At 68.8% G+C, this 12,356-nt stretch carries 12 protein-coding genes and 1 tRNA gene; 8 read left to right on the top strand and 5 right to left on the bottom strand.

Annotated features, from left to right (window positions below):
• Positions 1-168: 168 nt before the first annotated feature.
• Positions 169-240 (bottom strand) — tRNA-Gly (locus tag ABZT17_RS43710).
• A 153-nt stretch (positions 241-393) separates the two neighbouring features.
• Positions 394-711 carry an Lsr2 family protein gene (locus ABZT17_RS43715; RefSeq protein ID WP_356357754.1) on the bottom strand — a complete coding sequence of 106 codons (318 nt, stop codon included), beginning with the start codon at positions 709-711 and terminating at the stop codon, positions 394-396.
• Positions 712-1,002: 291 nt separating this feature from the next.
• On the opposite strand from ABZT17_RS43715, the gene purS reads away from it, so the two are divergent.
• The 6 genes from purS to purM all read left to right on the top strand — a co-directional run bounded on the left by purS (position 1,003) and on the right by purM (position 7,902).
• Positions 1,003-1,266 (top strand): phosphoribosylformylglycinamidine synthase subunit PurS, encoded by a 264-nt coding sequence (gene purS / locus ABZT17_RS43720; protein WP_356357755.1) that lies wholly within the window; start codon positions 1,003-1,005, stop codon positions 1,264-1,266.
• Positions 1,263-1,943 (top strand): phosphoribosylformylglycinamidine synthase subunit PurQ, encoded by a 681-nt coding sequence (purQ, locus tag ABZT17_RS43725; RefSeq protein WP_356357756.1) that lies wholly within the window; start codon positions 1,263-1,265, stop codon positions 1,941-1,943. The genes purS and purQ overlap by 4 nt, the downstream gene beginning before the upstream one ends.
• Positions 1,940-4,198: a phosphoribosylformylglycinamidine synthase subunit PurL gene (gene purL / locus ABZT17_RS43730; RefSeq protein WP_356357757.1), complete on the top strand. Its 2,259-nt coding sequence runs from the start codon at positions 1,940-1,942 to the stop codon at positions 4,196-4,198. Before purQ ends, purL begins: the two co-directional genes overlap by 4 nt.
• 81 nt (positions 4,199-4,279) lie before the next feature.
• Complete coding sequence (locus tag ABZT17_RS43735) at positions 4,280-5,077, top strand: sterol carrier family protein (protein WP_356357758.1); 798 nt, start codon at positions 4,280-4,282, stop codon at positions 5,075-5,077.
• A 186-nt stretch (positions 5,078-5,263) separates the two neighbouring features.
• Entirely contained in the window at positions 5,264-6,793 is a 1,530-nt protein-coding gene (gene purF, locus ABZT17_RS43740; RefSeq protein WP_356357759.1) for an amidophosphoribosyltransferase, read from the top strand.
• 44 nt (positions 6,794-6,837) lie between these two features.
• Positions 6,838-7,902 carry a phosphoribosylformylglycinamidine cyclo-ligase gene (gene purM, locus ABZT17_RS43745; protein ID WP_356357760.1) on the top strand — a complete coding sequence of 355 codons (1,065 nt, stop codon included), beginning with the start codon at positions 6,838-6,840 and terminating at the stop codon, positions 7,900-7,902.
• Positions 7,903-7,976: 74 nt separating this feature from the next.
• Here the strand turns inward: purM and ABZT17_RS43750 are convergent, their stop codons facing one another.
• Positions 7,977-8,231, bottom strand: coding sequence for a DUF3073 domain-containing protein (locus ABZT17_RS43750; protein ID WP_356357761.1), 255 nt, complete (start codon positions 8,229-8,231; stop codon positions 7,977-7,979).
• A 309-nt stretch (positions 8,232-8,540) separates the two neighbouring features.
• A complete protein-coding gene (locus tag ABZT17_RS43755) occupies positions 8,541-9,647 on the bottom strand; it encodes a Glu/Leu/Phe/Val dehydrogenase dimerization domain-containing protein (protein WP_356357762.1) in 1,107 nt (368 codons plus the stop codon).
• A 251-nt stretch (positions 9,648-9,898) separates the two neighbouring features.
• Between ABZT17_RS43755 and ABZT17_RS43760 the strand changes: the two genes are divergently transcribed.
• Positions 9,899-10,741: a hypothetical protein gene (locus ABZT17_RS43760; RefSeq protein WP_356357763.1), complete on the top strand. Its 843-nt coding sequence runs from the start codon at positions 9,899-9,901 to the stop codon at positions 10,739-10,741.
• Positions 10,742-11,252: 511 nt separating this feature from the next.
• A complete protein-coding gene (bldC, locus tag ABZT17_RS43765) occupies positions 11,253-11,459 on the top strand; it encodes a developmental transcriptional regulator BldC (RefSeq protein ID WP_003949541.1) in 207 nt (68 codons plus the stop codon).
• 486 nt (positions 11,460-11,945) lie between these two features.
• Here bldC and ABZT17_RS43770 read toward each other — a convergent pair whose 3' ends face one another.
• Positions 11,946-12,137, bottom strand: a complete 192-nt coding sequence (locus ABZT17_RS43770; RefSeq protein ID WP_356357764.1) for a DUF6274 family protein — start codon at positions 12,135-12,137, stop codon at positions 11,946-11,948.
• Between the last annotated feature and the right edge of the window lie 219 nt (positions 12,138-12,356).

The following is a 12,356-nucleotide window of genomic DNA, read 5'->3' on the forward strand; positions in this document are numbered from 1 at the left end:
GGACGACGAGGCTCGAACTCGCGACCTCAACCTTGGCAAGGTTGCGCTCTACCAACTGAGCTACGTCCGCATTGCCTCCGACCGGCTCCCACCGATCGGCGCGAGCACCACCCTACCTGATCCTCCCCCAGAGGGAGTGCCCCCAGAGTGGTCCGGACGGTGGTGCAGAGCGGGTGACAGGAATTGCACACTGCGCCTTCCCCCTGGAAGGGGGATGTTCTGCTACTGAACTACACCCGCGTGTACTCCGTGAGCCGGGCCTTTCGGCCTTGCCCCTCGGCGTGCTCCAGACTCTAGCTGACCGGATGGGGTGCAACGCAAGTCGGTTGTCCCGAGGGGCGGATGACCGGCCGTCGGCCCGAGGCGGCCGGGCCGCACAGGCGCCCGCCCGGCTCACTGTGCCGCGCTGAACGCCTCGTAGACCTTCTTGGGGATACGGCCCCGGGCCGGTACGTCCATCTTGTTGGCCTGCGCCCAGGCCCGGACGGCGGCCGGGTCCGGCGCGACCTCGGTCTGCTTGTACGCCTTGCCCGACCTGGACCGCTTACGGCCGGCCTCCACGTAGGGCTCGAGCGCCTTACGCAGTTTCTTGGCATTGGCTTGATTCAGGTCGATCTCGTACGACTTGCCGTCGAGTCCGAAGGCGATCGTTTCCGCCGCTTCCGAGCCGTCGATGTCGTCAAAGAGAGTGACCACGACTTTCTGCGCCACGAATATCGGTCCCTTCGTACGGCACTTGCCAATTCATTTGTACAGTGCCCGGCAATGCATTGTGAAGCTCGACTAAATCCTTCCGCGTGTCCGAGCGCAATAGGTATCGGCTGTCGATCGTGCATCTTTCCCGGAAATTTTCGTGGACGGCCGCGCGGAGGGCCCATCGTGACCACGGTCACGTAGATTCCTACAAGTCGACGCGCGTAGAAATTTTGTGCGGGTAGTCTGAAGACACCTGTTGGAGACACCGGCGGGAACCTCGCTCAGCACCACACACCGGGAGTGCCAGTGGCACGCGTCGTAGTCGACGTCATGCTCAAGCCGGAGATCCTCGACCCCCAGGGCCAGGCGGTGCAGCGCGCACTGCCGCGGCTGGGTTTCGAAGGCATCTCCGACGTACGTCAGGGAAAGCGATTCGAACTGGAAGTGGACGGACCGGTCGACGAGGCCGCCCTCGCCCGCATCCATGATCTTGCGGAATCCTTCCTCGCCAACACCGTGATCGAGAACTTCGTCGTACGGGTCGAGGAAGTCGCGGAGGCCGTGAAGTGACCGCTCGTATTGGCGTCGTCACTTTCCCGGGCAGCCTCGACGACCGGGACACCCAGCGCGCGATCCGTCTCGCGGGCGCCGAGCCGGTCGCCCTCTGGCACAAGGACAAGGACCTCCACCAGGTCGACGCGGTGGTCCTCCCCGGCGGTTTCTCCTACGGCGACTATCTGCGGGCCGGCGCGATCTCCCGCTTCTCGCCCGTGATGGAGACGGTCATCGAGCAGGCCAAGGCGGGCCTCCCGGTCCTCGGCATCTGCAACGGCTTCCAGATCCTGACCGAGGCCCACCTCCTCCCGGGTGGCATGCTCGGCAACGACCACCTGCACTTCATCTGCCGCGACCAGAAGCTGCGGGTGGAGAACGCCTCCACCTCCTGGACCAGTGACTACACCGAGGGCCAGGAGATCTTCATCCCGCTGAAGAACATGGACGGCCGGTACGTCGCCGACGAGTACACCCTCGACAAGCTCGAGGCCGAGGGCCGTGTCGCCTTCCGGTACGTCGACTTCAACCCGAACGGTTCGCTGCGGGACATCGCCGGCATCACCAACGAGGCCGGCAACGTCGTGGGCCTCATGCCGCACCCCGAGCACGCCACCGAGCCGCTGATCGGCACGGGCCGCACCGACGGCCTCCCGTTCTTCACCTCGATCCTCAAGAAGCTGGTCAACGCATGAGCCGGACGCCTCTGGACACGGTCGAGCACGCGGCCGCGACCCCCGACGTCGAGCTGCCCTGGGCCGAACTGGGCCTGAAGAAGGACGAGTACGAGCGGGTGGTGGAGATCCTCGGCCGCCGCCCGACCGGGGCCGAACTCGCCATGTACTCGGTCATGTGGTCCGAGCACTGCTCGTACAAGTCGTCGAAGGTGCATCTGCGCCAGTTCGGCGAGAAGGCCCCCCAGTCCGACGCCCTGCTGGTCGGCATCGGCGAGAACGCCGGTGTCGTCGACGTCGGCCAGGGCTACGCGGTCACCTTCAAGGTCGAGTCGCACAACCACCCCTCCTACGTCGAGCCCTACCAGGGCGCGGCCACCGGCGTCGGCGGCATCGTCCGCGACATCATCGCGATGGGCGCCCGCCCGGTCGCGGTCGTCGACCCGCTGCGCTTCGGCGCCGCCGACCACCCCGACACCAAGCGTGTGCTGCCGGGTGTCGTCGCCGGCATCGGCGGCTACGGCAACTGCCTGGGCCTGCCCAACATCGGCGGCGAGGTCGTCTTCGACGCCTGCTACCAGGGCAACCCGCTGGTCAACGCCGGTGCCATCGGTGTGATGCGGCACGAGGACATCCACCTCGCGAAGGCGTCCGGCGCCGGCAACAAGGTCATCCTGTACGGGGCCCGGACCGGTGGTGACGGCATCGGCGGCGCCTCGATCCTGGCGAGTGAGACCTTCGACGACGCCAAGCCGTCGAAGCGCCCGGCCGTCCAGGTCGGCGACCCCTTCCAGGGGAAGCTGCTCATCGAGTGCACCCTGGAGGCCTTCAAGGAGAAGCTGGTCGTCGGCATCCAGGACCTCGGCGCGGCCGGCCTGTCCTGCGCCACCTCCGAGCTCGCCTCCAACGGCTCCGGCGGTATGCGCGTCACCCTCGACGACGTACCGCTGCGCGACTCCACGCTCTCGCCCGAGGAGATCCTCATGAGCGAGTCGCAGGAACGCATGTGCGCGGTCGTGGAGCCGGAGAAGGTGGACCGGTTCCTGGAGATCTGCGACAAGTGGGACGTCATCGCCACCGTCATCGGTGAGGTGACCGACGGCGACCGACTGGAGATCTACTGGCACGGCGGCAAGATCGTCGACGTCGACCCGCGGACCGTGGCCCACGACGGCCCGGTCTACGAGCGCCCCTACGCCCGCCCGTCCTGGCAGGACGAGCTCCAGGCCGACGACGCGAACAAGCTGCCCCGGCCCGCGACGGGTGAAGAGCTTCGTGAGCAGGTCCTGAAGCTCGTGTCGTCCCCCAACCAGGCCTCCAAGAAGTGGATCACCTCGCAGTACGACCACTTCGTGCAGGGCAACACGGTGCTGGCCCAGCCCGAGGACTCGGGCATGATCCGCATCGACGAGGAGTCCGGCCTCGGTGTCGCCATCGCGACGGACGGCAACGGCCGTTACGCCAAGCTGGACCCGTACGCGGGCGCCCAGCTGGCGCTCTCGGAGGCCTACCGCAATGTGGCCACGACCGGTGCCAAGCCCCTCGCCGTCTCCGACTGCCTGAACTTCGGCTCGCCCGAGGACCCGGCGGTGATGTGGCAGTTCGCGGAGGCCATCCGCGGCCTGGCCGACGCCTGCCAGCAGTTGGGCACCCCGGTGACCGGCGGCAATGTCTCGCTCTACAACCAGACGGGCGAGGCCGCCATCCACCCGACCCCGGTCGTGGCCGTGCTCGGTGTCATCGACGACGTCGCCCGCCGCACACCGGTCGCCTTCCAGGAGGAGGGCCAGCTGCTGTACCTCCTCGGTGACACGCGTGAGGAGTTCGGCGGTTCGGCCTGGTCGCAGGTGGTCCACGACCATCTGGGCGGGTTGCCTCCGAAGGTCGACCTGGAGCGCGAGCGGCTGCTGGCCGAGATCCTGATCTCCGCCTCCCGGGACGGCATGATCGACTCGGCGCACGACCTCTCCGACGGCGGTCTGATCCAGGCGGTCGTGGAGTCGGCGCTGCTGGGCGGCAAGGGCGCGCGTCTGGTCGTACCGGACGCTCTGGACGCCTTCACCTTCCTCTTCTCCGAGTCGGCGGGGCGCGCGGTCGTCGCCGTGCCGCGTTCGGAGGAGCTCCGCTTCAACGACATGTGCGGTGCGCGGGGTCTGCCCGTCACCCGCATCGGTGTCGTCGACGGCGACAGCGTCGAGCTCCAGGGCGAGTTCGAGCTCTCCCTGGAGGAGCTGCGGAAGGCGCACGAGGAGACGATTCCCGCGCTGCTCAAGTAGGCGGTCGTACGACCGAGCAGGCCCCGTCCGTCACCCGACGCGCGGGGCCTGCCCGCGTACCGGGCCGCTAGGCTCACTGCCATGCCCCCGGCCAGGAAGCGCGCCCGCGCGTACGACTCCGTCAAGATCCGCAAGGCCGTGCAGGCCCAGCTCGGGAACGTACGGGAGGCCGTGCGCGGTCTGAGTCCCGGGCAGCTGGAGCTGGGGACGCGGCTGGGCGAGTGGACCGTACGCGAGCTGGTCGCGCACATCGGGATGGCGGTCACCGCCGTCCACCGGGCCCTGGACCGGCCGGCGCCCGCGCGGCAGGACGCCGTGCTGCTCGACTGGCCCTTCGCCACCTCCGCCAACTCCGCGGCCATCGCCCACTTCACGCGGGACCTCGCCGAACGCCACCCCGACCTCGACACCTACCTCACCGACGTCGACCGGACCCTGACCGAGCTGCTGGACGCACACTCCGGCAGTCGGCTCCTGGAGACCAACGTCGGCGCGCTGCCCCTCGACGACTACCTGGTCACCCGGACTGTCGAACTCGTCGTCCACACCGACGACCTGAACGCCGCCGTGCCGGGGCTGGAGGTGCCGTACGACCGCCAGGCCCTCGCCGCATGCACCCGGCTGCTCGCCGACGCCCTCGCCGTGAAGGCCCCCGGCGGCTCGACCGAGGTGCGGGTGCCGCCGTACGCCGTCGTGCAGTGTGTGGAGGGGCCGAGGCACACCCGGGGGACCCCGCCGAACGTCGTGGAGACCGACCCGCTGACCTGGATGCGGCTCGCGACCGGGCGGGTGGCCTGGAAGTACGCGCTCGACGAGGCACGGGTGAGCGCGAGCGGGGAGCGCGCCGACCTGTCCGCGCTGCTGCCGCTGATGACATAGCCCCTCGTGCGTCGACGCGCCACCCGAAGGGTGAGGGACGTCTCACTCCGCGCTCTTCGCGGACCGGCACGACGGGCGGGCCCGCCGACGTTTGCGCAGGTCAGAAGGGGGCAGGTCGAGGAAGATCCACTACCGGCGGGTTTCCTCAATTCGGACCAGTGGTCGACCTCGCCTACACTCGGGAGCGTGCCACGTGGTGACGGTCGACTCAATCATGATCTGCTCCCCGGTGAGAAGGGCCCCCAGGACGCCTGCGGCGTCTTCGGAGTCTGGGCTCCCGGTGAAGAGGTCGCCAAACTCACTTACTTCGGGCTCTACGCCCTCCAGCATCGGGGCCAGGAATCCGCGGGTATCGCGGTCAGCAACGGCTCCCAGATCCTCGTCTTCAAGGACATGGGCCTTGTCTCCCAGGTCTTCGACGAGACCTCGCTCGGTTCGCTCCAGGGTCATATCGCGGTCGGTCACGCCCGCTACTCGACCACCGGTGCCTCCGTGTGGGAGAACGCCCAGCCGACGTTCCGCGCCACCGCGCACGGCTCCATCGCGCTCGGCCACAACGGCAACCTGGTCAACACGGCGCAACTCGCCGAGATGGTCGCCGACCTCCCGAAGAAGGAGGGTGGCCGCACCCCGCGGGTGGCGGCCACCAACGACACCGACCTCCTCACGGCCCTGCTCGCCGCCCAGGAGGACGCCGACGGCAAGCCCCTGACCATCGAGGAGGCCGCGCACACGGTCCTCCCGAAGGTCCGCGGTGCCTTCTCCCTCGTCTTCATGGACGAGCACACCCTGTACGCCGCCCGCGACCCGCAGGGCATCCGCCCGCTGGTCCTCGGCCGCCTGGAGCGCGGCTGGGTCGTCGCCTCCGAGTCCGCCGCCCTCGACATCTGCGGCGCGTCCTACGTCCGCGAGATCGAGCCGGGCGAGTTCGTGGCCATCGACGAGAACGGCCTGCGCACCTCCCGATTCGCGGACGCGAAGCCCAAGGGCTGTGTCTTCGAGTACGTGTACCTGGCCCGCCCCGACACCGACATCGCCGGGCGGAACGTGTACCTCTCCCGTGTGGAGATGGGCCGCAAGCTCGCCAAGGAAGCCCCGGTCGACGCCGACCTGGTGATAGCGACCCCGGAGTCCGGCACGCCGGCCGCCATCGGTTACGCGGAGGCCTCGGGCATCCCCTTCGGCGCGGGCCTGGTGAAGAACGCGTATGTCGGCCGTACGTTCATCCAGCCCTCGCAGACCATTCGCCAGCTCGGCATCCGTCTGAAGCTGAACCCGCTGAAGGAAGTCATCAAGGGCAAGCGCCTGGTGGTCGTGGACGACTCGATCGTCCGCGGCAACACCCAGCGGGCCCTGGTGCGCATGCTCCGGGAGGCGGGCGCGGCCGAGGTCCACATCCGGATCTCCTCCCCGCCGGTCAAGTGGCCCTGCTTCTTCGGCATCGACTTCGCCACGCGCGCGGAGCTGATCGCCAACGGCATGACCATCGACGAGATCGGCACCTCGCTCGGCGCCGACTCCCTGGCGTACATCTCCATCGACGGCATGATCGAGGCGACCACCATCGCCAAGCCGAACCTGTGCCGCGCCTGCTTCGACGGCGAGTACCCGATGGAGCTCCCGGACCCCGAGCTGCTCGGCAAGCAGCTCCTGGAGACCGAGCTGGCCGCAGGGCCCGCCGCCACGGCCGCGGCCGACGCGATCCGTCGCCCGTAGTCCGCCCGTCCTCCCTGCCGTACGACACGAAAGTTCTCACCACCATGTCTGAGACAACTGGTGCCAGCTACGCAGCCGCGGGCGTCGACATCGAAGCGGGCGACCGCGCGGTCGAGCTGATGAAGGAGTGGGTGAAGAAGACCCAGCGCCCCGAGGTCCTCGGCGGCCTCGGCGGTTTCGCCGGCCTCTTCGACGCCTCCGCCCTCAAGGGCTACGACCGTCCCCTGCTCGCCTCCGCCACGGACGGCGTCGGCACCAAGGTGGACATCGCCCGCCGGCTGGGCGTCTACGACACCATCGGCCACGACCTGGTCGCCATGGTCATGGACGACATCGTGGTGTGCGGCGCCGAGCCGCTGTTCATGACCGACTACATCTGCGTCGGCAAGGTCCACCCCGAGCGGGTCGCCGCGATCGTCAAGGGCATCGCGGAGGGCTGTGTGCTGGCCGGCTGTGCCCTGGTGGGCGGTGAGACGGCCGAACACCCCGGCCTGCTGGGCCCGGACGACTTCGACGTCGCCGGCGCCGGTACGGGCGTGGTGGAGGCCGACCGGCTGCTGGGCCCGGACCGTATCCGTACGGGTGACGCGGTGATCGCCATGGCGGCCTCCGGGCTTCACTCGAACGGGTACTCGCTCGTGCGGCACGTCCTGCTGGACCAGGCGGGCCTGTCCCTGGACGCACGCGTGGCGGAACTCGGCCGCACGCTCGGGGAGGAGCTCCTCGAGCCGACCAGGATCTACTCGCTGGACTGCCTCGCGCTGACGCGCACCACGGATGTCCACGCCTTCTCGCACATCACCGGTGGCGGGCTCGCCGCCAACCTGGCCCGGGTGATCCCGGACGACCTCCACGCGATCGTCGACCGCTCCACCTGGACCCCGGCCCCGGTCTTCGACCTCGTCGGCAGGACCGGTCGGGTCGAACGCCTGGAGCTGGAGAAGACGCTGAACATGGGCGTGGGCATGATCGCGATCGTCCCGGAGGAGTCCGCGGACGTGGCGCTCGCCACCCTGGAGGACCGGGGCGTCGAGGCATGGGTCGCCGGTGAGATCACCGAGCGCCACGACCGTGCGACGGGCGCGGAGATGGTGGGCGACTACGCCTGATGCGCGGAGCGCAGCGCAAAACCCGGTCCGGGTGGTGTGGACCACTCCGGACCGGGTCAAGCACAGCTAGTGCGTCAAGCGCCGCGGCGATGTTGTGACGACGGGCCGGACTCCTCGTCCTCGTCCTCGTCGTCGTTGTAGAGATCCGCGTACTGGGCGTACGGGTCGTCTTCCTCGTCTTCGTCCTCGAACGGCTCGCCGTTCGGCGGTTGGCTCGAAGTCGAAGCGCCCAGCTCGCTGGCCAGACGCGACAGGTCAGTCCCGCCGCTGTTGTACTTCAGCTGGCGGGCGACCTTCGTCTGCTTGGCCTTGGCCCGGCCGCGCCCCATGGCTCGACCCCCTCGGTGACGGGGCTCGACGGCCCCAGAGTCTTGACACGCGTTCATGATCTGGAACGGACTCTCATTTGAGAGACCGGTCCGTAGGGCTTCCACGGTACCTGAGCCCACGCCCATACGGTACGTCGCCCGCAGGACGTGCCCGCGCCCAGGACCCTCGGGGCGCCCTGTCCCCGCTGGTCAACCGCGATTTTAACCACTTCTTGGCAGGCGACCCGCCGACGGACGTGAGAGTTCTCTCTAAGTGCCCGCCGACGGGTACCGGCCAAACGTGCGGGTGCCCGGAATCTCCTCCGCGAATCAGTGCGCCCGGAGCCCCGCGCGTCCTTCGCTCATCCGCTGTTCCGCGATCCGGTCGGCCGCCGCGGCCGGCGGAATCCCGTCCGTCTTCGCACGTGCGAATATGGCCAGCGTGGTGTCGAAGATCTTCGCCGCCTTCGCCTTGCACCGCTCGAAGTCGAAGCCGTGCAGCTCGTCGGCGACCTGGATGACACCGCCGGCGTTCACCACGTAGTCCGGCGCGTAGAGGATCCCGCGGTCGGCGAGGTCCTTCTCGACGCCCGGGTGGGCGAGCTGGTTGTTGGCGGCCCCGCAGACGATCGTCGCGGTCAGCGCCGGCACGGTGTCGTCGTTCAGGGCCCCGCCGAGTGCGCACGGGGCGTAGATGTCCAGGTCCTCGGCGCGGATCAGGGTCGCGGTGTCGGCGACGGCCGTCACCCCCACCGGGTGGGCCGCGAGGATCCGGCCCACGGCCTCCTCGCGCACATCCGTGATCACGACCTCGGCGCCCTCGTCCCGCAGATGCGTCACGAGGTGGTGGCCGACCTTGCCGACGCCCGCGATGCCGACCTTGCGGCCACGCAGCGACGGGTCGCCCCACAGGTGCTGGGCGCTGGCGCGCATGCCCTGGTAGACACCGAAGGCGGTGAGCACGGAGGAGTCGCCGGCGCCGCCGTGCTCCGGGGAGCGCCCGGTGGTCCAGCGGCACTCACGGGCGACGACGTCCATGTCGGCGACATATGTACCGACGTCGCAGGCGGTCACGTACCGCCCGCCGAGGGAGGCGACCATACGGCCGTAGGCGAGGAGGAGCTCCTCGCTCTTGTCCCGGTCCGGGTCGCCGATGATCACGGCCTTGCCGCCGCCGTGGTCGAGACCGGCCATGGCGTTCTTGTACGACATCCCGCGCGCGAGGTTCAGCGCGTCGGCGACGGCCTCCGCCTCGGTCGCGTAGGGGTAGAAGCGCGTACCGCCCAGGGCGGGGCCCAGCGCGGTGTTGTGGATGGCGATCACGGCCTTCAGGCCGCTGGCGCGGTCCTGGCAGAGCACGACTTGCTCATGTCCGCCCTGGTCCGAGTGGAACAGGGTGTGCAGTACATCAGCAGGTGCGCCGGTTACGTCGGTCACTGTGGTGACTCCTGAAGCAAGTAGCGGCGGGTGGAGACCAGTCCCCTGGGGTCCCCCCGCGCTTTTGGCAGAGGGGGAGGGTGGCGGGGCCTGTGAGGACGAGATTAGAGCCTGTGGGCCCCGTCATCCCCGCAGTGCGGAGGATCACTTACCGCCCGGAGGCGTCCGTGCGACGATTTGCATGGATTTCCCGCGCGTTCGTCAGCGGGTTCGGCAGGTTTTCCCGGTGGTGGGCGGGGGAGGGAGCAGGCGTGCCCAAGGTGTCCTCGGTGATCGTCCCGTACGCGACGTACCTCCGCGTCTACGAACCCCTGGCCGCCTTCCCCGAGCCGGAGCGCACCCACTGGGCGCGCTACGCCCGACGCCAGGACCGTCCCTCCTACCAGGACGAACTGCGCCGTTCCCTGGCCGACTTGGTGCCCACCCCGCCCATCCCGGTCCCGGTGCACGAGAGCAGCGACGCGTTCGTGCTCGACGTGGACGGCGTGGTGTGCGTGTGCCCGTGGCGTACCCGGCTGCGCGGCTGGCAGGCCCTCCAGGAGCTGCCCGAGGAGCTCCCCAAGCCGGTTCTGGACGCGGCCCTGCCCGAGTTCGTACGGCGTCAGGCGACCAACGACTACGAGCGCTGGCTGGTGCGCAACCCGGACGCCCGCCCCTGGATCCGCACCGCCACCTGGCAGGTGCCGCTGCACTGGTTCGTGCTGGTCTCGGACGAGGAGCGGCGCTTCGACAAGGGCTCCGGCGAGATCCCGCCGATGCTGCGCTACCGCACGCCGATGGTGCAGGCCCGGCGCCGGGTCGCGCGGGGGCTGAGGACTCTCAGGGAGTCCCTCGACGAGGGCCCGCTCATCGACGGCCTGATGGACGTCGGACGCTGGCTGGAGGAGTTCCACCCGCGCTCGCTGGTCGAGCTGGACTACGGCGGTCTGGTGCACACCCTGCCGGCCGGCGCGCTCGAGGACGACCACTCGGCGGCCGACGTGGCCGAGGGCATCGAGGCGCTGCGGCACGGCGACGGGGCTTCGGCGGGGGAGGCGTACGGCCGGCTCGTGGAGCGCTGGCGGTCGGTCAGGGACCGGCGTTCGGCGAACTGAATACCCGTAGGTAACGAACTGGCGTTTGACGAATCGCCCGTTTTGGGGTTTCGTCCTGCCACCGAGGTTCCTGAGGTTTCGTCAACATCGGACGTACGCCCCGATCCGGGCTTATGTGTCGAGCGTGACGGAACGCACGTACCCGGCCCTTGCGTCGCTTGCCCCTCCTCATGCCAAAATAGGACAAGGAGTCCGGGGAGGACTCCGTCCGCATTGCACGCTTTGTGGGGGGTCTGGTGACTCCTGCACGCCACTGTGACTGATCGTCACAGTGGCGTGACTGTCCGCTATGGCATGGTCCATCGGCATCCGTTCGCTGATGAACACCTGGAGGGCAATTCCATCGGTTTGGCCGACGCGGCTGGACAGATGGTGTAGTTGTAGTGCCGAGGACAAGCCGTTCGTCCTATAACCGACTCGACTCGCGTCCGCCATTTCGGGCAACGCGGGTCAAGGTGCAGAATTTAGAGGAAAGAACCGAGAACGATCGGTTCTCCCGAGGAGGCCGCTCATGACCGCTCGCACCCCTGATGCCGAGCCGCTGCTGACCCCGGCTGAGGTCGCCACCATGTTCCGTGTCGACCCCAAGACGGTCACGCGGTGGGCGAAGGCCGGCAAGCTCACTTCGATCCGTACGCTCGGCGGGCACCGCCGCTACCGCGAGGCGGAGGTCCGTGCACTGCTGGCGGGCATCCCGCAGCAGCGCAGCGAGGCCTGACAACTCCATATCAGGGCAAATCGGCAGGTCCCCAAACTGCGCCGAGGTGCCCGAACCCTAGCTCCAAGCGACGCGGGTTCTGCCCCAACAGAGCCCACGCCCAAGCTCATCCGGGCTTCCCAAGCAAGTTGTGAACAGGGTGCGTCGTCGATCGCGCTGGACTCCGCCGGGTCCAGCGCGATCTTTTTTGTGCGCGTGGAGTGCCGGAACGGCGGTCCTGTGAGCGGGCTTGTCGGAGTCTGGGGAGGCCTGTCGCATCTCCTGTGGGCGGCGGTCGGGAGACGGCTGGGCGGGGCCTCCGGGGGTAGTGCAATTGCACATATTAAATTGACCAGTTGTAGGTGAGGCGTAAGTACCGCGGTTTCAGAAACTCATGCGGTGACACCCGTCACATGTCAGAGTCCTTGTTACCGCCGGTGCCCGTGCGCTAAAGGGTGCACGCGCTCCATCACCCCACTCCGGTACGGCTGTTGGGGCCGTCGAAGGTCACGCACCGGCGGGGCTCTCGTCCTCGACGACGTCCTCCGGCACCTCGACGACTCTGGGCCCGCCGTCCATCGCCAGCCGCAGCAGGTGGTGGCAGATCGGGCAGTGGCGGGTCAGATGGCGATACGACGAAGCAGCCGACAGATGCGCGCGGAGCAACGCCCGCGTCTCATGCCTCGCCGAACCCGCCATACGCCACCTCCAGGGCCGCACCGGGAACGGGCCCTGGTCTCTGGGTACCGTCGCCGGCCAACCCCGTCAAGACGGCCTGCCCCTCCACGGGACGCCGGGGGCATGGCGAAGGGGCCCGCATCCCATACCGGGATGCGGGCCCCTCTTCCTTCCACTGCGGTCCTGACGGGATTTGAACCCGCGGCCTCCACCTTGACAGGGTGGCGAGCACTCCAAACT

It is taken from the genome of Streptomyces sp. NPDC005648, from assembly GCF_040605395.1.
In the GTDB taxonomy this organism is placed as follows: Bacteria; Actinomycetota; Actinomycetes; order Streptomycetales; family Streptomycetaceae; genus Streptomyces.